Source organism: Aliiroseovarius sp. CAU 1755, from assembly GCF_054482655.1.
The window spans coordinates 729,680-750,613 of record NZ_JBTLRH010000002.1 but is presented as its reverse complement, the minus strand read 5'-3'; the positions used below and the strand labels follow the sequence as shown (position 1 = coordinate 750,613).

17 protein-coding genes and 2 riboswitches are annotated in these 20,934 nt (G+C 59.8%); of the genes, 11 read left to right on the top strand and 6 right to left on the bottom strand.

Features of this window, described 5'->3' with window-relative positions; translation table 11 throughout:
* Positions 1–69: 69 nt before the first annotated feature.
* From gcvP to gcvT, 3 genes are all read right to left on the bottom strand, one after another.
* Positions 70–2,916: an aminomethyl-transferring glycine dehydrogenase gene (gene gcvP / locus ACXYMP_RS10730; RefSeq protein ID WP_458906197.1), complete on the bottom strand. Its 2,847-nt coding sequence runs from the start codon at positions 2,914–2,916 to the stop codon at positions 70–72.
* Positions 2,917–3,003: 87 nt separating this feature from the next.
* The gene (gene gcvH, locus ACXYMP_RS10725) at positions 3,004–3,363 is read right to left on the bottom strand and encodes a glycine cleavage system protein GcvH (protein ID WP_298569377.1); all 360 of its coding nucleotides are present in this window, start codon (positions 3,361–3,363) and stop codon (positions 3,004–3,006) included.
* A 27-nt stretch (positions 3,364–3,390) separates the two neighbouring features.
* Positions 3,391–4,503 carry a glycine cleavage system aminomethyltransferase GcvT gene (gene gcvT / locus ACXYMP_RS10720; RefSeq protein ID WP_458906518.1) on the bottom strand — a complete coding sequence of 371 codons (1,113 nt, stop codon included), beginning with the start codon at positions 4,501–4,503 and terminating at the stop codon, positions 3,391–3,393.
* An 89-nt stretch (positions 4,504–4,592) separates the two neighbouring features.
* Positions 4,593–4,667: riboswitch (glycine riboswitch) on the bottom strand.
* Positions 4,668–4,756, bottom strand: a riboswitch (glycine riboswitch).
* 55 nt (positions 4,757–4,811) lie between these two features.
* Between gcvT and ACXYMP_RS10715 the strand changes: the two genes are divergently transcribed.
* The gene (locus tag ACXYMP_RS10715) at positions 4,812–5,387 is read left to right on the top strand and encodes a gamma-glutamylcyclotransferase family protein (protein ID WP_458906195.1); all 576 of its coding nucleotides are present in this window, start codon (positions 4,812–4,814) and stop codon (positions 5,385–5,387) included.
* A 34-nt stretch (positions 5,388–5,421) separates the two neighbouring features.
* On the opposite strand, the gene gltX is transcribed toward ACXYMP_RS10715, so the two are convergent.
* The gene (gene gltX, locus ACXYMP_RS10710) at positions 5,422–6,747 is read right to left on the bottom strand and encodes a glutamate--tRNA ligase (RefSeq protein WP_458906193.1); all 1,326 of its coding nucleotides are present in this window, start codon (positions 6,745–6,747) and stop codon (positions 5,422–5,424) included.
* A 61-nt stretch (positions 6,748–6,808) separates the two neighbouring features.
* On the opposite strand from gltX, the gene ACXYMP_RS10705 reads away from it, so the two are divergent.
* Positions 6,809–7,207 carry a metallopeptidase family protein gene (locus ACXYMP_RS10705; RefSeq protein ID WP_248367381.1) on the top strand — a complete coding sequence of 133 codons (399 nt, stop codon included), beginning with the start codon at positions 6,809–6,811 and terminating at the stop codon, positions 7,205–7,207.
* Here the strand turns inward: ACXYMP_RS10705 and ACXYMP_RS10700 are convergent, their stop codons facing one another.
* Positions 7,208–7,648, bottom strand: a complete 441-nt coding sequence (locus ACXYMP_RS10700; RefSeq protein WP_458906190.1) for a DUF1801 domain-containing protein — start codon at positions 7,646–7,648, stop codon at positions 7,208–7,210.
* Between the two features lie 115 nt (positions 7,649–7,763).
* Here ACXYMP_RS10700 and ACXYMP_RS10695 point away from each other — a divergent pair, with 115 nt between their 5' ends.
* Positions 7,764–8,699, top strand: a complete 936-nt coding sequence (locus ACXYMP_RS10695; protein ID WP_458906188.1) for an MBL fold metallo-hydrolase — start codon at positions 7,764–7,766, stop codon at positions 8,697–8,699.
* Between the two features lie 19 nt (positions 8,700–8,718).
* On the opposite strand, the gene ACXYMP_RS10690 is transcribed toward ACXYMP_RS10695, so the two are convergent.
* The gene (locus ACXYMP_RS10690; RefSeq protein WP_458906186.1) at positions 8,719–10,380 is read right to left on the bottom strand and encodes an NAD+ synthase; all 1,662 of its coding nucleotides are present in this window, start codon (positions 10,378–10,380) and stop codon (positions 8,719–8,721) included.
* A gap of 188 nt (positions 10,381–10,568) precedes the next feature.
* On the opposite strand from ACXYMP_RS10690, the gene ACXYMP_RS10685 reads away from it, so the two are divergent.
* The 8 genes from ACXYMP_RS10685 (at position 10,569) to ACXYMP_RS10650 (ending at position 20,930) form a co-directional block, all read left to right on the top strand.
* Positions 10,569–12,041 (top strand): MORN repeat-containing protein, encoded by a 1,473-nt coding sequence (locus ACXYMP_RS10685; RefSeq protein ID WP_458906184.1) that lies wholly within the window; start codon positions 10,569–10,571, stop codon positions 12,039–12,041.
* Positions 12,042–12,386: 345 nt separating this feature from the next.
* Positions 12,387–13,925: a 2-isopropylmalate synthase gene (locus ACXYMP_RS10680; RefSeq protein WP_298569401.1), complete on the top strand. Its 1,539-nt coding sequence runs from the start codon at positions 12,387–12,389 to the stop codon at positions 13,923–13,925.
* 391 nt (positions 13,926–14,316) lie between these two features.
* Positions 14,317–15,354, top strand: a complete 1,038-nt coding sequence (locus ACXYMP_RS10675) for a rod shape-determining protein (protein WP_298569403.1) — start codon at positions 14,317–14,319, stop codon at positions 15,352–15,354.
* Between the two features lie 69 nt (positions 15,355–15,423).
* Positions 15,424–16,368, top strand: coding sequence for a rod shape-determining protein MreC (gene mreC, locus ACXYMP_RS10670; RefSeq protein ID WP_458906181.1), 945 nt, complete (start codon positions 15,424–15,426; stop codon positions 16,366–16,368).
* Entirely contained in the window at positions 16,365–16,904 is a 540-nt protein-coding gene (locus ACXYMP_RS10665) for a rod shape-determining protein MreD (protein WP_458906179.1), read from the top strand. Before mreC ends, ACXYMP_RS10665 begins: the two co-directional genes overlap by 4 nt.
* Positions 16,901–18,856 carry a penicillin-binding protein 2 gene (gene mrdA, locus ACXYMP_RS10660; protein WP_298569409.1) on the top strand — a complete coding sequence of 652 codons (1,956 nt, stop codon included), beginning with the start codon at positions 16,901–16,903 and terminating at the stop codon, positions 18,854–18,856. Before ACXYMP_RS10665 ends, mrdA begins: the two co-directional genes overlap by 4 nt.
* Positions 18,853–20,001 carry a rod shape-determining protein RodA gene (gene rodA, locus ACXYMP_RS10655; protein WP_458906177.1) on the top strand — a complete coding sequence of 383 codons (1,149 nt, stop codon included), beginning with the start codon at positions 18,853–18,855 and terminating at the stop codon, positions 19,999–20,001. The genes mrdA and rodA overlap by 4 nt, the downstream gene beginning before the upstream one ends.
* Positions 19,998–20,930: a 2-hydroxyacid dehydrogenase gene (locus ACXYMP_RS10650; RefSeq protein WP_458906175.1), complete on the top strand. Its 933-nt coding sequence runs from the start codon at positions 19,998–20,000 to the stop codon at positions 20,928–20,930. The genes rodA and ACXYMP_RS10650 overlap by 4 nt, the downstream gene beginning before the upstream one ends.
* The last annotated feature ends 4 nt before the right edge of the window (positions 20,931–20,934 follow it).

The window sequence follows — 20,934 nt, the reverse complement described above, 5'->3', positions numbered from 1 at the left end:
CGTGCGGGAAAGACAAAAAGGGCGATGGATTACTCCACCGCCCGTTCTTTTGGCTGTCTGACTGACTGCTCAGCTTTCGTCTGCATAATCCGTCAGTGGTGGGCAGGTGCAGATCAGGTGCCTGTCACCATAGGCATTGTCCACGCGGTTGACGGGCGACCAGTATTTGTCCACCCGGAAACTGCCCGGCGGAAAGCACCCTTGTTCGCGTGAATAAGGCCGGTCCCAGTCGCCCACGAGGTCCACATATGTATGTGGTGCGTGTTTCAGCGGGTTGTTTTCCGGGTCGATCTTGCCCTCTTCAATTTCGCGAATTTCTTCGCGGATGGCGAGCATGGCATCGCAGAAACGGTCAAGCTCGGCCTTGGTTTCCGACTCGGTCGGTTCGATCATCAACGTGCCAGCCACGGGCCAGCTCATCGTGGGTGCGTGGAAGCCGTTGTCGATCAAACGTTTTGCGATGTCATCAACAGTCACTCCGGCACTGTCGGCAAAGGGACGTGTGTCGATGATGCACTCGTGCGCCACGCGGCCATTGTGACCGGTGAACAGCACGTCGAACGCGCCTTTCAGGCGGGTGGCGATGTAGTTGCCGTTCAGGATCGCGACCTTGGTCGCCTGTGTTAGCCCGTCACCCCCCATCATCAGCACGTAAGCCCAGCTGATCGGCAGGATCGAGCCCGATCCGAAGGGCGCTGCGGACACCGCGCCCTCTTCCCCGATCAGCCCGTTGCCGGGCAGGTGCGGGGCAAGGTGGGCTTTGACGCCAATCGGCCCCATGCCGGGGCCACCGCCGCCATGTGGGATGGCAAAGGTCTTGTGCAGGTTCAGGTGGCTGACATCCCCCCCAATCTCGCCCAGTTTCGACAGACCGACCATCGCGTTCAGGTTCGCGCCGTCGATATAAACCTGTCCGCCGTGATCATGGGTGATCTGGCAAACCTCGCGCACGGTTTCTTCGAACACGCCGTGGGTCGATGGGTAGGTGATCATGCATGCCGCCAGCTTGTCGCCCGCGGCTTCGGCCTTGGCGCGGAAATCGTCCAGATCAATGTCGCCATTCTCCGCTGATTTCACCACAACCACATCCAGCCCCACCATATGAGCGGATGCCGGGTTGGTGCCGTGCGCAGAAATCGGGATCAGGCAGACGTTTCGCTCGCCCTGACCTTGCGCGCGGTGATAGGCTTGGATGGTCAAGAGCCCCGCATATTCGCCCTGCGCGCCCGAGTTGGGCTGCATCGACATGTCGTCATAACCTGTGATCAGGCAGAGCTTTTGCTTCAGATCGTCGATCAGTTCGATATAGCCGCCGACCTGTTCTTGCGGGGCCATTGGGTGGATGTAGGCAAACTCGCGCCAACTGACCGGCATCATCTCGGCGGCAGCGTTCAGCTTCATCGTGCACGACCCCAACGGGATCATGGCGCGGTCCAGCGCAAGGTCGCGGTCCGCCAGACGACGCATATAGCGCATCATCTCGGTTTCGGCGCGGTTCATGTGAAACACGGGATGGGTCAGGTAATCCGAGGTTCGCAGGCTGGCATCGGGCAGGCGATATTCGTTGTCGCTGTCATCATAGCTGCGGGTGATGCCGAAGGCACGCCAGACGCCTTCGATCACCGCCGGGCGGGTGGCTTCGTCCAGCGTGATGCCGACATATTCGGTTTCAACCGGGCGCAGGTTGATGCCTTCTTCGCGGGCCGATTTCAGAACGGTGTTCTGCAACGCGCCAACATGCACGGTGATCGTGTCAAAGAAGTGCTTCGATGTGATGGTAAAGCCAGCCTGCTCTAACCCCTTGGCCAGCCGAACGGTCTTGAGGTGCACGTCCTGCGCAATCGCTTTCAAACCCTCGGGGCCGTGGAACACGGCATAAAAGCTGGCCATAACAGCCAAAAGCGCCTGTGCCGTGCAGACGTTCGAGGTCGCCTTTTCGCGCCGGATATGCTGTTCACGCGTTTGCAGCGACAGACGGTAAGCCTGGTTGCCACGCGCATCGACAGACACGCCGACAAGCCGGCCCGGCATCGCGCGCTTGTGCTTTTCCGCCGTCGCCATATAGGCAGCGTGAGGGCCGCCAAAGCCCAAAGGCACGCCGAAACGCTGTGACGAGCCGACGGCGATGTCCGCGCCCATTGCGCCTGGCTCTTTCAGCACGGTCAGCGCCAGCGGGTCCGCCGAAACGACGCCGATGGCCTTGGCGGCATGCAGTGCGGCGATCTGGTCGGTGAAGTCACTGACGCGGCCAAAGGTTCCGGGGTATTGGAAGATCGCGCCAAAGACATCGTCGGCGACCAGATCGGTTTCCGGGTCACCGATGACAATCTCGATATCCAACGGCGCTGCGCGTGTTTTCATCACCGCGATGTTTTGCGGGTGACAGTTGAGATCGACAAAGAACTTGTTCGATTTCGACTTGGCAATGCGCTGGCCCATGGTCATTGCTTCGGCGCAGGCGGTGGCTTCATCCAACAGCGAGGCGTTGGCAATCTCGAGCCCGGTCAAGTCCGAGATCATTGTCTGATAGTTCAAAAGCGCTTCAAGCCGGCCTTGCGAAATCTCGGGCTGATAAGGCGTGTAGGCCGTATACCACGCCGGGTTTTCCAAAATGTTGCGCTGGATTGCAGGGGGGGTGACCGTGCCATGATACCCTTGCCCCAGAAGCGACCGCATCACGACGTTCTTGTCGGCGGTGTAACGCATCTTGTGCAGCGCTTCACGTTCGGACAGGGCAGGGCCCCAATCCAGCGCGTCTGCCTGGCGGATGCTTTTGGGCACTGTCTGGTCGATCAACTCGTCCAGCGAGCTGACACCGACAGTCTTGAACATTTCATCCATTTCCACGGGCGAAGGGCCGATATGACGGCGGTTGGCGAAGTCATAGGGTTTGTAACCCGTTGGCGTGAAAGGCATGACGTATCTCCGAGCGATTGTGGCGCGTAGGGACCCAAAGGCCCCCCATTGCAATGGTCAGCGCAGGCTTGCGGTGGTGACGAGGGCTTAGCCGATGAATGTCTTGTAAGCTGCTTCGTCCATATAGTCGTCCAGCGGGCTGGTGTCCGAAGGCTTGATTTTGAAGAACCAGGCGTCGCCCTCGGGGTCATCATTTACTTTACCGGGTTCGTCTTCGATGGCGCTATTTACTTCCACGATTTCGCCGTCCAGCGGGCTCAGGATGTCGGATGCGGCCTTGACGCTTTCGATCACGACGATCTCGTCATCCTTCGACACGGTGTCACCCACTTCGGGAAGCTCGACGAACACCACATCCCCAAGCTGTTCTGCTGCGTGTGCGGTAATGCCGACCAGATAGGTGCCATCTTCTTCGCGAAGCCATTCGTGTTCTTCAGTGTATTTCATTGGGTGTCTCCTGCTGGAAAGTAAGGGTCATCGTTTATAGGTGGCGGGGCGGAACGGCATGTCCGCGACCGTGACGGGTTGGCGTTTTCCGCGCACGTCACCAAAGATTTTCGTGCCCGTGGCGGCGTGGTCTATGGCGACATAGCCCATGGACATCGGGCGTTCGATAGACGGCCCGAATGCGCCGGACGTGACTTGCCCGATCGGGCTCTCTGCTTCTTCCGAGGCATAGAGTTCAGTTCCGGCGCGCATCGGTGCGCGACCTTCTGGCAGCAAGCCAACGCGCCGGCGGGACGCACCATTTTCAAATTCTGCCAGAATGCGCTCTGCACCGGGAAAGCCGCCTTCGCGATCACCACCTGACTTGCGGGGCTGTTGCAGCGCCCATTCAAGTGCGGCTTCGACCGGCGTGGTTGTGGTGTCGATATCGTTGCCATACAGGCAAAGCCCGGCCTCAAGGCGCAGGCTGTCGCGTGCGCCAAGACCGATGGGTTCGACTGTATCTATTGCCAGCAGGGCGCGGGCAAACGCCTGGGCGTGGGCATTTGGCACTGAAATTTCATATCCGTCCTCGCCCGTATAGCCCGATCGAGAGATCCAAAGCTCTCCAAAGTCACTGTCAGTAACGGCGATGTCCATGAATTTCATCGCGCCCGCAGATGGCACAAGCGAGGACAAAGCGGCTTCGGCAGCAGGGCCTTGAAGGGCCAGAAGTGCCCGATCCTCAATCACCTCTATTTCGCAATCTGTTAGATGGGCGCGCATGTGGGCGATATCGGCGTCCTTGCAGGCGGCGTTTACGACCAAGAAGAGGTGGTCGCCGCGGTTGGCAACCATCAGGTCATCCAAAATGCCGCCCGCGTCATTTGTGAAGAACGCATAGCGCTGGCGCCCTTCGGCAAGACCTGCGATCGATTGGGGCACAATCCGTTCCAGTGACAGGGCTGGCGTCGCGCCGCGCAAGATCACCTGACCCATATGGCTGACATCGAACAGACCGGCGGCATTGCGTGTGTGCAGGTGTTCCTTCAGCACGCCCAGCGGGTATTGCACGGGCATTTCATAGCCGGCAAACGGCACCATCTTGGCGCCAAGGTCCACGTGCAGGTCATATAGTCCGGTCCGTTTCAAGTCTTGCAGGGGCGCACCCATGGTCGTCTCTCCCATCTGTCGCCGGAAAGCCATGGAAGCCATGCGCCCGGCATCGTTCGAGCGCTATCGCGCTCATCGATGCCCCCTCTGTCCTCGTCGCCTGAGATCGTTATCCCTTCGGCGGGCACGTAAGTGCCTCTCTCCAGAGTTCTCGCATTGCATCGGTCCATGAGCCTGAGAGTTTACCGGGGCGGTTGCTCCTTCGGCACTGGCCTCCGCCAGATTCTCCCGATGCGATGGCGCGAAAATAGCCGCCTTGATGGCGTTCGACAAGTCTTGTCTACAAATGCATGCACATGCAATCTGTCCGGATGAAGGATCGCTGCTTTTTCGGCTACGGATCGTTGGTCAACCGACGCACACATGACTACGATGGGCGCCAGCCGGCGCGTGTGACGGGATGGCGGCGGGCGTGGCGTCGTTCGCCCTTGCGCGATGTGTGCTATTTGACGGCGGTCCCGGCGCGTGACGATTACATAGAAGGCCTGATCGCAGCTGTGCCTGATGGCAATTGGTCCGCACTGGACGCGCGCGAACGGGCTTATGCGCGTGTGCCGTTGGGGCCGGAAATCAGCTATGCGGCCGGAGATCTGGAGGTCGTCCTTTATGCGATTGCCGACGGGGACCACCACGCGCCCACCGATCGCAACCCGGTGCTGCTCAGCTACATTGATGTCGTGGTTCAGGGTTATCTGGCCGAGTTCGGCACAGATGGCGTGACCCACTTCTTCGAGACGACAGAAGGTTGGCACGCTCCCATTTTGGACGACCGGGCTGCGCCGATCTATCCGCGCGCACAAACGCTGAGCACTGAGGAGCGCGCGATTGTAGACGAAGGCCTGTCGCGGCTATCGGTGCGGGTAAGACGGTAAGTCCGTAACCGGTATTGACACTGCGGCTGCGGTGTCAGCCCTTCGCGCGGATCACTTGCAAAAGCGGCAGAAGGGCCGACATGTCCGGCCCGTGGCTCATCCCGGTGACGGCCTTACGCAGCGGCATGAACAACCCGCGCCCTTTGCGGCCCGTGGCTTCTTTCACGGCGGCGGTCCATTTTGACCAGCTGTCGGCGTCGTACGGTCCATCGGGCAGAAGCCCCATCGCGGTTGCGACGAACTCGCGGTCTTCTTCTTCGATCACCGGGTCAGCGCCGTCGCGACACAGGGTCCACCATGCTTCAAGATCGCTCAGCGTCGTGATGTTTTCACGCGCGACGGTCCAGAAGGCGTTGGCCTTGTCGGCGGGGACGCCAAGGTCGTCCAACGTATCTGCGACCGCCTCGACCGGCAGATGCGACAGGTAACGAGCGGTCAGCGGAAACAGGTCTTCGACGTCGAATTTGGTGGGGGCAGAGCCAAAGGTCTCCAGATCGAAACCGTCAACGATTTCTTCCAACGAGCTGCGAAGCTCGACCGGTTGCGAAGATCCCAGCCGTGCCAGCAGGCTGAGCAGCGCCATCGGCTGCACACCGCGTTCGCGCAAGTCGCGGATCGCCAGCGTGCCTAGACGCTTGGACAGCGCCTCGCCTTGCGGGCCGGTCAGAAGCGAGTGGTGGGTGAAGGTCGGGACCTTGCCGCCCAACGCCTCAATTATTTGGATTTGCGTCGCGGTGTTGGTCACGTGGTCCGACCCGCGCACAACGTCCGTAATCCCGAAGTCGATGTCGTCACAGACCGAAGCCAGCGTGTAAAGGAACTGCCCATCGCCCCGGATCAACACCGGGTCAGACACGGACGCCGCATCAATCGAGATGTCGCCCAGAATGCCATCGGTCCAGTTGATCCGCTCGTGATCCAGCTTGAACCGCCAGTGGCCTTGCCCGCGTTCTTCGCGCAGCTTGGACTTCTCGTCGTCTGACAGCGCCAGCGCTGAGCGGTCATAGACCGGCGGTTTGCCCATGTTCAGCTGCTTCTTGCGCTTCAGGTCCAGCTCGGTAGGTGTCTCGAAACACTCGTAAAACCGGCCCATATCTCGCAACTTCTGGGCGGCTTCCTCATAGCGGTCCAGCCGGTCGGACTGCTTTTCAACCCGGTCCCATGTCAGGCCCAACCATTCCAGATCTTCCTTGATGGCATCCGCGTATTCCTGCTTGGACCGTTCAGGATCGGTATCATCAAGGCGCAGGATGAACTGCCCGCCCGATTTGGCAGCGATCAGATAGTTGAACAGCGCGGTGCGCAGGTTGCCAACATGGATGTAGCCGGTGGGCGAGGGGGCAAAACGGGTGGTGGTCATGGTGTGTCTCCTTGGCTCGTCCCTCTTTCATACTGGCCCGCTTTTGTCCATATAATCCGGTATGACCCGTAAATACGCCCCCTCCATCGCTGATATCGAAGCGCTCGCTTATGACGCCCGAATGCGCTTGCCGCCTGCGTTCGTTGAAAAGGCGCTGGAAGTCGGGATACGTGTCGAGAATATGCCGAGCGCCGGGCTGCTGGCGGAGATGGAGATTGTCGACCCATTCGAGCTGACCGCGGTTTACGAAGGCATTCCGCTGACGCAAAAATCGGTGACCGATCAGCCAACCGCGCCAGATACGGTCTTTCTGTTCCGCAGGCCAATCCTCGATGAATGGGCGTCGCGGGGTGATGTTTCGCTGGCTGAATTGGTGGCGCATATCATCGTGCACGAATTCGCCCATCATTTCGGGTGGTCGGATGATGATATCGCTGCGATTGATCGCTGGTGGGAATGATCAGGTCGCCTCGACCGGCCATTTCTGTTCCAGATCGCGCAGTCCCGCGCGGATAAGCTCGGCCAGCACGTCCAGGTCGATATCGGCCAGCTTGTTCACGTAAAGGCAGGATTTGCCCATCTTGTGCTTGCCAAGTCGGGCCAGAATATCCCCGAAATCCGCATATCCCGGCATGATATAGATCGAATGGCGGGCCTTGCGTGGGGAAAATCCGGTGGCCAGAAAGTCGCCCTCGCGCCCGCTGTCATAGCGGTAGTGATAGCGGCCATAACCGATGATCGTTGGCCCCCACATGGCAGGGTGAAAGCCGGTCACGTCGCGAAAAATCTGGTCCAGCACGCGGGCGTCTTCGCGTTTTGACAAGGGGTCGACCGTTTCGATGAAGCGGGCGACGTCTTGCGTCGTCGCTTGGGTTTTGTTTGCCTTGTTGCCCGTCGCCATCGGCGTGCCCCTCTTGCGCTGGACCCGTCACAATTGTGTGAATCCCTCAATGATAGAATCCGAGTATACTGCACGCTGTTGTTTCAACGAAATTGATCGTTTTGGGAGGTCTCACATGAAACGTTTTGCCACGCCTACTCTGTCGCGTCGTCACCTGTTGGTGGCGGGTGCCGCGACACCCTTCGCCGGATTGGTGGCCGGTTCTGCAAATGCCATGGCACCGCAAATGGGCCTTGCCAAAACGGCCGCACAGACCGTGAAACTGGGCGGGTTCGAGGTGACAACCCTGCTGGCTGGCAACCGCACGGTGGAAGAGCCGCAGAGCATTTTCGGCATGAATGTCAGCGCAGATGAATTTGCGGCAGTCTCCGACGCCGCACACATCCCCACAACCGCTGCGCAGTTCTTTTTCACACCGACGCTGGTCAACACGGGGTCAGAGCTTGTGCTGTTTGACACCGGCCTGAGTGCGGCGGGTATCACTGGGGCTATGGCGGCTGCGGGCTATACCCCCGATCAGGTGGATATCGTCGTGCTGACCCACATGCACGGGGACCACATCGGCGGATTGGCGGGTGATGCGGGCGTCACCTTCCCCAACGCACGCTATGTCACCGGCGCTGTCGAGTTTGATCACTGGGCTGCCGCGGGCAATGACGGGTTCGACGCCAAGGTCGCGCCACTGGCCGAACAGACCACGATGATCAACGGTGGTGACAGCGTGGTGTCGGGGATTGAAGCGGTCGAGGCATTCGGCCACACGCCCGGCCACATGGCGTTCCGGTTAGACAGCGACGGGCAATCCCTGTTGATCGCCGCTGATTTCGCCAACCATTATGTCTGGTCGCTGGCCTACCCGGATTGGGAGGTGAAATTCGACCGTGACAAGGCAGCGGCGGCTGCAACCCGCAAAACGCTGTTGGGAATGCTGGCAGCCGAAAAGATGCCCTTCATCGGCTATCACATGCCTTTCCCTGCGCTGGGCTATGTCGAGGAACGTGACGGCGGGTTCCACTATGTCCCGCACAGCTATCAGCTTTTGATGGGCTGAGGCGCTCGCGGCAGGGCGATCAGCTTTCGTCCCGCCAGCGATTCACGATCGGATAGCGGCGGTCCAACCAGAAACTGCGCATGGTCAGGCGGGTGCCCGGCGCGGATTGGAAGCGTTTGTATTCCGAGATGAAGATCAGGTGCTCGACCTTCTTGACGGTCGCGCGGTCAAACCCTTCGGCCACCAGTTCGGCCACGGATTTTTCGTCATCGATCAACCCCTCGAGGATCGCATCCAGCACCTCATAGGGTGGCAGGCTGTCTTCGTCTTTCTGATCGGGGCGCAGTTCAGCCGAGGGGGGTTTGTCGATAATCGATACCGGGATCACCTCGCCCTCGGGGCCTTCCATCCAGTCGCGGTGGTTGGCGTTGCGCCAGCGGCATTGTTCAAACACGCGGGTTTTATATAGGTCTTTGATCGGGTTATAGCCCCCCGACATATCACCATAGATCGTGGCATAGCCCACCGCGACCTCGGATTTGTTTCCTGTGGTCAGCAGCATCGCGCCGGTCTTGTTGGACAGCGCCATCAGCAGCAGGCCGCGCAGGCGGGACTGGATGTTTTCCTCGGTCACGTCCGGTTCGGTGCCTTCAAATAGTGGCGCCAGCGTGTTGGTGATTGCGTCGCGCCCTTCCTTGATCGGCACGAAATCATAGGTGCAGCCAAGGCGCTGGGCGATGTCCTTGGCGTCATCCAGCGAGCTTTGCGAAGTGTATTCCGATGGCAGCATCACGCAGCGCACATTCTCCGGCCCAAGCGCGTCTGCGGCGATGGTGGCCACAATCGCGCTGTCGATCCCGCCGGACAGACCCAGAAGCACCTGTTTGAACCCGGTCTTGCCCATATAATCACGCAGGCTTTCGACCATCGCGCGATAGTCCTGTTCCCACTCATCCCCATGCACAGCAATGGGGCCGGGGGTGATGCGCCATCCGTCATCTGTCCGGTTCAGGTCGACGTGCCGGATTTCTTCGTCGAAGGTCGACATGCGGAAGGCAAGCTCTCCGCCGGGGTTCAGGGCAAAGGTGCCGCCGTCAAAGACCTGATCATCCTGCCCGCCCACCATGTTCAGATAGACCAGCGGCAAGCCGGTTTCGACCACGCGCGCCACCATGTGGTTTACGCGCACATCGAACTTGCGCCGGTAGTAGGGCGAGCCGTTGGGGATCAACAGAAACTCCGCCCCGCTTTCGGCCAGCGTTTCGCACACGTCCTCGCTATGCCACGCGTCTTCGCAAATCGGGATACCGATACGAATCGGGCCCAGCGCAACCGGACCTTGCGGGTCGGCCGAGGTGAACTGGCGCTCCTCATCAAAGACGGTGAAGTTGGGCAGGCGTTGCTTCAGAACACGCGCCGCGACCTTGCCGCCTTTCAAGATGAAATAGGCGTTGAACAAATCCTTGCCGTCGTGAAATGGCCCGCCGATTCCAATGGCGGGACCATCAGCGCAGTCGGCGGCGAGTTGTTCCACCACCGCCATCGCGTCGCGGAAAAATTGCGGACGCATCACAAGGTCTTGGGTCTGATAGCCGGTGATAAACGCCTCGGGCAGGGCCAGCATGTCGCTGCCGGCTGCCTTGGCCTGCGCCCAAACGTCCCGCGCCTTGTCGGCATTGGCGGAAATCGCGCCCACAGTCGGGTTAAGCTGCGCCAGCGTCAGGCGGAAATTGTTACTCATCGCGCGTATCCTTTGCGCCCGGCCACCAGCGCCGGGGTCATCCTTGGCCCAGATGTAGCAGGTTTGCGTGCGGGATAAAGAGCCCCTTCGTGAAAACCGTTGTTTCGGGACGGGGGCTCGCATAGGCTTGGACCGGGTTGGTGCGGTGTTGTCGCGCACAGTAGGTTTTTTTGGGAAAGAGGTTGGATATGCATCCCCTTCGCGCAAGTTTTTTTGGTGTCACAACAGTTTTGTTTGCCGGCGCGGGTCCAGCCTTGGCGCAGGTCGAAACCAAGCAATACGAGGATGGCGCGGTCTACGAAGGCACGTTCAAAGGTGGTGTGCAGCACGGCATGGGAACATTGCGGCTGCCAACCGGGTATGAATACACGGGCGAATTCTTTGAAGGTCAGATCCTGGGGCAGGGCGTGGCGCGTTTCCCCAATGGGTCAGTCTATGAAGGCAGTTTTGCCAAGGGCAAACCCGAGGGGTTTGGCAAGATCACCTTTGCGGACGGATCGACCTTTGAAGGCGATTGGGTGGATGGCAAGATCAACGGCTCGGGGCTTGCGATCTACGCCAACGGCATCAAATACGAAGGCGGATTTCGTAACGCGCTGCATCACGGCCAAGGACGGCTTCAGAGCCCCTCTGGCTATATCTATGAGGGTGACTGGGTCGCTGGCGTCAAAGAGGGGCGCGGCACATCCACCTATGCCGATGGGTCTGTCTATGACGGTGAAATGCGTGGCGGCGAACGTGACGGGCAGGGCATCCTGACCCAACCTGATGGCATGGTGTTCGATGGCACATGGGCCAAGGGGCAAATGCAGGGCGAAGGCGTTCTGAAACAGGCCAATGGCGATGTCTATACCGGCAATTTCGAAGCCGGCACACGGCAGGGCAAAGGGGTCGTGACCTATGCCAACGGTGACCGCTATGAAGGCGCGTTCGAAGACGACAAACGCCATGGTGCCGGTGTATTCGAAGGCGCGGATGGCTATCGGTATGAAGGCAACTGGGTCGCAGGTGTCATTCAGGGACAAGGCGCCGTGACCTATCCCGATGGCTCGACCTACCAAGGACAATTTCGCAACGGTCTGTCTGATGGCACCGGCACAATCCAATACCCTGACGGCAACAGCTACGAAGGTGAATGGAAGGCCGGGGTCATCGACGGCAATGGTGTTGCGCGGTTTGCAAACGGCACCGTTTACGAAGGCAGTTTCAAGGACGCGCTGTATGACGGGCAAGGCAGCCTGATCACGCGCGACGGGTCAACTTATGTGGGCGCGTGGCAGGCGGGCAAACCGCATGGTCAGGGTATGTCGAAGCTTGCAGATGGCTCGGTCTATGAGGGCCAATTTGTCGGCGGCCTGCGCGAAGGTCAGGGCAAGCTTCAGACCGCTGATGGCTTCACCTATCAGGGCGATTGGGTGTCTGGTCTGTTCCACGGGCAAGGCGTTGCCGTCTATGCTAATGGCGACCGATATGAAGGTGGCTTTGAGAAGGGCAAGCGGCACGGCAAGGGCATGGTGACACGCGCGGATGGTAGCCAGGAAGATGGCATGTGGGAGGATGGCGTGATCGAAGGTGCTGCCACCACGACGCCAGCACCGCAAGTTGGAAGCGACGCGGGCGCCGCGGCCGCTGCGGCCAGCGCCGGTGCTGCGGCGAACTAGGGGAACCGGGTCGTTCTGCCCCGTAACAAACTGATTTTCCTGTGAAGAAAAGCACGACCACCGCCCGTTTTCTGCGGTCAGGGTGGAAATAGGGGCTTTATCTCACGCCAAACCGCCCTATAGTCACGACCATGGAAACGCAGACACATATCATCGCTCGCCCCGCGCTGGGCCTGAGCCTTCTGCTTCTTCTTAGCCGCCTCTGAGCGTGCCGTTTCGGCGCGACCGCTCAGGGGATATGCAAACCGCGCCACATTCTCCGCCTCATAATTGGAACATTGCACCCGAACCGGGTCTGTCCTTTGGGGCAACTGGCTAAGACACTGATATTGAGAAGATAAAACAATGACCAAGACCTCTGACAATGTGTTGATATTCGACACCACCCTGCGTGACGGCGAACAAAGCCCCGGCGCGACTATGACCCATGACGAGAAACTGGAAATCGCCGAGATGCTGGACGACATGGGTGTCGACATCATCGAAGCAGGTTTCCCGATTGCGTCCGAGGGCGATTTCGCAGCGGTGAGCGAGATTGCGAAACGGTCGAAACGATCGGTGATTTGCGGGCTGAGCCGTGCGAATTTCAAGGATATCGACCGCTGCGCCGAAGCCGTGCGCCATGCCGCCAAGCCACGTATCCACACCTTCATCGGCACGTCGCCCCTGCACCGGGAAATCCCCAACCTGACCAAAGACGCGATGGCGGATCTGATCCATGAAACCGTCACCCATGCGCGCAATCTGACGGACGATGTGCAGTGGTCGGCGATGGACGCGACACGGACTGAACATGACTATCTGTGCCGGGTGATCGAAATTGCGATCAAAGCGGGCGCCACGACGATCAACATCCCCGATACGGTCGGCTATACTGCCCCGCGCGAAAGTGCCGATCTGATCCGCATGCTGATTGAAAAAGTGCCGGGCGCGGACGAGGTCACGTTCGCCACCCATTGCCATAACGATCTGGGCATGGCGACCGCGAACTCACTGGCGGCTGTCGAAGCCGGTGCGCGCCAGATCGAGTGCACCATCAACGGGCTGGGCGAACGTGCAGGAAACACGGCGCTTGAAGAGGTCGTGATGGCCTTGAAAGTCCGTCATGACATTATGCCGTGGGACACGGGTGTCGATACGACCAAGATCATGAACATCTCGCGTCGTGTTGCGCAGGTGTCAGGTTTTGCGGTGCAGTATAACAAGGCCATCGTTGGCAAAAACGCGTTCGCCCATGAAAGCGGCATCCACCAAGACGGCATGCTGAAAAATGCCGAGACGTTCGAGATTATGCGCCCCGAAGATGTGGGCCTGTCCGAAACCAGCCTGGTGCTGGGCAAGCACTCGGGCCGGGCGGCGTTGCGCGACCGGTTGAACCAACTGGGCTTTGATGTGGGCGACAACCAGTTGAAAGACGTGTTCGTGCGGTTCAAGGAACTGGCCGACCGCAAGAAAGAGGTGTTCGACGATGACCTGATCGCCCTGATGCGAGACGGAACGGATGCCGCCAATGACCGCATTCAGGTGAAATTCCTGCGCGTGATTTGCGGCACCGAAGCGCCTCAATCCGCGGACCTGACGTTGGAGATTGACGGTGTCGATCACCAGAAAACCGCCACCGGCGATGGCCCGGTTGATGCAACGTTCAATGCGATCCAGATGTTGTTCCCGCATGACGCGCGCCTGCAACTGTATCAGGTGCACGCTGTGACCGAAGGCACAGACGCACAGGCCACCGTGTCGGTGCGGATGGAGGAGAACGGCAAGATCGTCACGGGGCAATCGTCCGATACAGACACGGTCGTGGCCTCGGCCAAAGCCTACGTGAACGCGCTGAACAACCTGTTGGTCCGGCGCGAAAAAACCAAACCTGCCGGGGTTTGATCCACTGACGACCATGCGGGCGGGGCTTTACTTGCCCGCATGAAACGCGCCCAGTCCAACTGCACCCAAGCAACGCTTGTGCGCGGCTCAGGTGGTTGCGCTGTTCGGTTTCGGTCTGAGGATCATCGCCACAGGTGCAATTCTTGTAGATTGCGCCACCGCCATGCGCATCCATTGATCAATGATGATGAGCTTTGGGGTTGGCCGACCTATGGTTGACAGGGCACCGGACAGAATTTTCGACATGGAAACAATGCCCGCTTTTAAGCGGTATGCCGCCTGTGAATTCGGATTAGGGCTTTCACCTGCGCCCCCCGACGCTTATACATCCAGCGGTCTGCGCCCACAGGGAATCGCGGACGCGAAGGGTATCGAATCGGGGTAAGCATTCATGGTTGGGTTTTCGAGCTTGTTCTCGTCGGACATGGCAATTGACCTTGGGACAGCGAATACGCTGGTCTATGTGAAAGGCAAAGGCATCGTCCTGAACGAGCCTTCGGTGGTTGCGTATCACGTGAAGGATGGCGTCAAGAAGGTGCTGGCCGTTGGCGAAGATGCCAAACTGATGCTTGGCCGGACCCCCGGCTCGATCGAAGCGATCCGACCGATGCGCGAAGGCGTCATTGCCGATTTCGACAGCGCGGAAGAGATGATCAAGCACTTCATCCGCAAGGTTCACAAGCGCACGACATTCTCGAAGCCCAAGATCATCGTCTGTGTGCCCCACGGCGCGACCCCGGTTGAAAAACGCGCGATCCGCCAGTCGGTTTTGTCCGCTGGTGCACGCCGCGCCGGTCTGGTGGCAGAGCCGATCGCAGCAGCGATTGGTGCCGGTATGCCGATCACCGACCCCACCGGCAACATGGTTGTCGACATTGGCGGCGGCACGACCGAGGTGGCCGTGATGTCGCTGGGTGACATCGTCTATGCGCGATCTGTGCGCGTGGGCGGCGACCGGATGGATGATGCGATCATCAATTATCTGCGCCGCCAGCAAAACATTCTGGTGGGCGAAACCACTGCCGAGCGGATCAAGACCTCGATCGGCACGGCACGTATGCCCGATGACGGCCGTGGCGCGTCGCTACAGATTCGTGGGCGCGACCTTTTGAACGGTGTGCCCAAAGAAACCGAGATCAGTCAGGCACAGGTTGCCGAAGCATTGGCAGAACCCGTGCAACAGATTTGCGAAGCGGTCATGACCGCGTTGGAAGCAACTCCGCCGGATTTGGCGGCTGACATCGTGGACCGGGGCGTGATGCTGACCGGTGGCGGTGCGCTGCTTGGCGAGCTGGATCTGGCGCTGCGCGAGCAAACAGGGTTGTCGATATCGGTCGCGGATGAAAGCCTGAACTGCGTGGCATTGGGCACCGGAAAAGCGCTGGAGTTCGAAAAGCAACTGCGCCACGTCATCGATTACGACAGCTAAACAGGATCGCCCTCGTGTTGCGGGGCCGGTCTCGTCTGGGGTAACCTTCTGGGGTAACCGGAGGCCATTTTGGCAATGAAGACCAATCAGAGCGACATCTACGCCCGCCCGATGCGCAGGCTTCTTGTCGGCCTTCTGATGGCGAGTCTATTCCTGATGTTTCTGGTCTGGCGCATCGACAGTCCTCGGGTCGAACGGTTTCGCGCCAATCTGGTAGACCGCGTGGTGCCAAGTTTCGACTGGGCGCTTGTCCCGGTCACCCGATTGGTTGGAATGGTCGAAGGTTTTCAGTCCTACCAGCGGATCTATGAACAGAACCAGGAACTGCGTCGCGAATTGCAACAGATGAAAGCGTGGAAAGAAGCGGCGCTTCAGTTGGAACAGGAAAACGCGCAGCTTCTGAACCTGAACAATGTGCGACTGGATGCGCAGCTGTCTTTTGTCACTGGGGTGGTTCTGGCCGATAGCGGGTCACCCTTTCGCCAGTCGGTTCTTTTGAACATTGGCGCGCGCGACGGGATCGTTGATGGCTGGGCGACCACCGATGGTCTGGGTCTGGTCGGGCGCATTTCTGGCGTTGGCCAGCAGACCAGCCGCGTCATCTTGCTGACGGACAGCAACAGCCGCATTCCGATCATGGTGCAACCCTCGGGGCAGACCGCATTGCTGGTCGGCGATAACTCGGCCGCGCCGCCGGTCGAGTTTCTGGAGGCGCCCGAGAAGGTGCGCCCCGGTGACCGCGTGGTGTCATCGGGTGATGGGGGCGTGTTTCCGGCGGGGCTTTTGGTTGGTCATGTCGCGATGGGAACGGATCGCCGTTTGCGGGTCCGGCTGGCCGCCGACTATGAACGGCTGGAGTTCCTGCGCGTGTTGCGCAGCCATCCGGGCGAAAAGGTTGAAGATGACGGCGCTCTGATCATCTCGACACCTGCTTTGCCGCCGATGCCCCAGCAGGTGTTCGGTGTGGACAACGAAGGCGGGGACCAGCCGCTGACGGATGGGGATGATCGATGACAGATCGCCTGACATTGATCCGATGGCTCTTTTGGCTTGTGCTGGTGGGCATTGCCGCGGCGATTTTGTTTGCCCGCCTGTTGCCGATTGACCTGACGCCGGGCCGTTTGCCTGGCCCGGACCTTTTGTTGGCGATCTGCTTTGCCTGGGTGCTGCGCCGCCCGGATTACGTGCCGGTTCTGTTGGTGGCTGTGCTATTCTTTCTCATGGACATGCTTTTTCAACGGGTTCCGGGGGTTTGGTCCTTGATGGTGGTTGCAGGGGTCGAGTTTCTGCGCCGTCGTGAAACCAGCCTGCGCGAGCAGCCTTTTCTGGTGGAATGGGGTATGGTGGTGGCCGCCATGTTTGCGATGTTGGTGGCGCAACGCCTGTTGCTGGTCGTGTTCTTCGTGGATCAGGTGCCATTTGGGCGGGCGCTTATGCAGTTTTTGTCAACGGCAATGGTTTATCCGCTGATTGTATTCGTGTCGGTCTATGTCTTGGGCGTTGTCAAATTGCAGCCGGGGGATGACCCGATTGCGAGGCGGGCCGCATGAAGCGATCGCCAGCTGATACAGAGAAAAGTGCGCGCGTCATTACCCGGCGGGGCTTGGTTCTTGGGGCCTTGCAGGTGTCGTTTGCCGCCCTTTTGGTGGGGCGCATGCGGTTCATGCAGGTTGACCAAACCGAGGAATACCGAACGCTCGCCGAAGAAAACCGGATCAAGTTTCAGCTGATCCCGCCCGCGCGTGGGCTGATCCATGACCGCAATGGCAAATTGATTGCGGGCAACGAACAAAATTACCGCATTGTCATGGTGCGCGAGGACGCAGGCGACCCGAAAAAGGTGCTGAACACGCTGCGCAAGATCATTTGGATTGACGACGCCGACATTCGCCGCGCCCTTGACGAAATGAGCCGGCGCAGTTCGTTCGTTCCGGTGACCGTGGCCGATCGTGTCGATTGGGCCGATGTGGCTGAGGTCGCTGTGAATGCCCCCGTGCTGCCCGGCGTCACGCCCGAGGTCGGGCTGTCGCGCATCTATCCGCGCGCATCGGATTTTGCCCATGTGGTGGGCTATGTTGGCCCGGTATCGGACTATGACCTTGGCCGGCTGGAGGACCCAGACCCCCTGTTGCAGATCCCGCGCTTTCAAATTGGCAAAAGCGGTGTCGAAGCCAAGCTGGAGCTTGATTTGCGTGGATCAGCCGGCACCCGCGAGGTTGAGGTCAACGCCGTCGGGCGCGAAATGCGCGAACTGGGGCGCGAGGAAGGCAAGGCGGGCGACAACATCCAGTTGACGGTCGATGCTGACCTTCAGGCCTATGTTCAGGCGCGTATGGCGGGTGAAAGCTCTGCCGCAGTGGTGCTGGACACGCAGACAGGCGATATCCTAGCCATCGGCTCGGCCCCGTCTTTCGACCCGAACAAGTTTGTGCGTGGCATATCCAGCGCCGATTACAAATCGCTGTTGGAAGACCCCTATCGCCCGCTGGCGGCCAAGACAGCGCAAGGCACCTATCCCCCCGGATCGACCTTCAAGATGGTTACCGCGCTGGCTGCGCTGGAAGAAGGCGTGATCAGACCCGGTGAAATTGTCAAATGCAACGGCCATGTCGAGGTGCATTCACGCAGGTTCCACTGTTGGAAGCGGGCCGGTCACGGCAAGGTCGATCTGGTGAAAAGTCTGCGCGAAAGCTGCGATATCTATTACTACGAAATCGCCCAACGGGTCGGGATCGAAAAGATTGCCGCGATGGCCCGGCGTCTGGGGCTTGGACATCGTCATGATTTGCCCCTGTCGGCCGTCGCGCAGGGTCTGGTTCCGACGAAAGCATGGAAACTGGAAGCACGCGGGGCAGAATGGGTTATCGGCGACAGTCTGAATGCGGGAATTGGACAAGGCTTCGTTCTTGCCTCGCCACTGCAACTGGCGGTGATGACGGCGCGCATTTCGACCGGGAAAGCCATTTCGCCACGTTTGGTGCGCGCGATCAACGGTGTTGAGCAACCGGTGCTTGACGACGGTCAGATGGAGATCAACGCAGAGAATTTGGCGCTTGTGCGGCAGGGGATGTACGAGGTCGTGAACGCGCGCCGTGGCACCGGCGGCCGCTCGAAGGTCGTGGCGGACGGGTTGCGCATGGCGGGCAAAACCGGCACCAGCCAAGTGCGCAATATCACCAAGGCCGAACGGGCACGCGGCGTCTTTCGCAACGAAGACCTTCCCTGGAACCGCCGCGATCACGCGCTGTTTGTCTGCTATGCACCGACCGAAACGTCGCGCTATGCCGTGTCGGTGGTGGTGGAACATGGAGGCGGTGGCTCGACCGCAGCTGCCCCCATTGCGCGCGATATCCTTTTGCAAGCGGTCTATGGCGGACAACCACCACTAGAGGCGTATCCTTCAAGCCAACGCGGCACGATCCGGTCGCGCCAGCGCGAGATCGAGGAACTGCTGAGCCGCCCACCGGCCGAACGGTTTGTGGATGAAAGCAACCGCGCATGAGCTTTCTGGAATACAACGTAAAATACGTGCCCTCGGGTTTACGCAAAGTGCTCCATATCAACTGGTTTTTAGTGCTGCTGTTGTCGGCTGTGGCCGGGGTGGGGTTCTTGATGCTCTATTCGGTTGCTGGCGGCAGCATGGAGCCTTGGGCCGCCGCCCAGATGAAGCGATTTGCGCTGGGGATGGGGCTGATGTTCGCCATTGCGATGGTGCCGATCTGGTTTTGGCGCAATATGGCGGGTCTTGGCTATATCATCTCGATCCTGCTGCTGGTTCTGGTCGAATTCATTGGCTCGACCGGGATGGGTGCGCAGCGGTGGATCGACCTTGGATTTATTCGGCTTCAACCCTCTGAACTGACCAAGATCACCTTGGTGATGATCTTGGCGGCCTATTACGACTGGTTGGACGTGAAGAAGGTGTCGCGCCCGTTCTGGGTTCTGGTGCCGATCATCCTGATCCTTCTGCCAACTGCGCTGGTCTTGAAACAACCTGATCTTGGCACCTCGATCCTGCTGATCGCTGGCGGTGGGGCAATGATGTTCTTGGCTGGCGTCAGCCTTTGGTATTTCGGCGCGGTGGTGGCCTCGAGTGTGGGGCTTGTGACCTCGGTCTTCATGTCGCGTGGCACAGATTGGCAGTTGCTCAAGAATTACCAATACCGGCGCATTGATACGTTCCTTGATCCGGCGTCTGATCCGCTTGGCGCGGGCTATCACATCACCCAGTCCAAGATTGCGCTTGGGTCGGGCGGCTGGACGGGGCGCGGGTTCATGCAAGGCACGCAGTCGCGGCTGAACTTCCTTCCCGAGAAACACACGGACTTCATTTTCACCACCTTGGCCGAGGAATTTGGCTTTCTGGGGGGCGCGTCCCTTTTGGCGCTGTATGTGCTGATCATCGCCTTCTGTGTGGCGGCTGCGTTTCAGAACAAGGACCGCTTCAGTTCGCTTTTGATCCTTGGCGTCGCGGTCACGTTCTTTCTTTTCTTCGCTGTGAACATGTCGATGGTCATGGGGCTTGCCCCGGTGGTGGGCGTGCCGCTGCCTATGGTCAGCTATGGGGGCTCTGCGATGTTGGTTCTTTTGGTCGGCTTCGGACTGGTTCAAAGCGCCCATGTGCACAGGGCAAGGCAGAAGAGATGAGCATCAATATCCTCTACGCGGGAAACCCAAGCCGTTGGTCGATCTACCAAGCCGAACTGCGCGCTTCATTGGCCGAAGCAGGCGTCACGGCAACGCTGTCCTGCGATCTGCCTGCAGCGGAGGTGGACTATATCGTTTATGCGCCAAACGGCCCGCTTCAGGACTTTTCGCCGTTCACACGCGCAAAGGCGGTCTTGGGGCTTTGGGCGGGGGCGGAAAAGGTCATCGCCAACCAAACCCTGACCCAGCCCTATACGCGGATGGTTGATCGCGGTTTATCCGAAGGCATGACCGAATGGGTCGTGGGGCATGTTCTGCGCCATCACCTTGGTATGGATGCCGACATCACACGAACCAAGCCCAGTTGGGGCCGTGCGGCGCCACCTCTGGCGCGTGACCGCAGGGTCGGCATTCTTGGGCTGGGCGTGCTGGGAACGGCCTGCGCCCAAGCCCTGGCAGCGCTGAACTTTCAGGTCATGGGCTGGAGCCGTCGTGCGAAAGAGATCGAGGGGATTTGCTGCCATCACGCAGACGCGGGTTTGCAAGACGTTCTGGCGCAGTCAGAGATCCTTGTTCTGCTGCTGCCTGACACATCTGCGACAGAAAATCTGCTGAATGGTGAACGTCTGGCGGCGCTTCCGCGCGGGGCCGTGATCATCAATCCGGGCCGGGGGCCGCTGATTGATGATCAAGCCCTGTTGGCCGCGCTGGACGAAGGGCAGATCGCGCACGCCACGCTGGACGTGTTCCGGGTTGAACCGTTGCCTGACGACCACCCGTATTGGGCGCATCCAAGGGTGACGGTGACCCCGCATATCGCGTCAGACACGCGGCCAGTGTCGGCGGCGCGCGTCGTGGTCGAAAACATTCGCCGGAGTGAGGCGGGCGAACCGCTGTTGCATCTGGTCGATCGCAAGGCCGGATATTGACGCG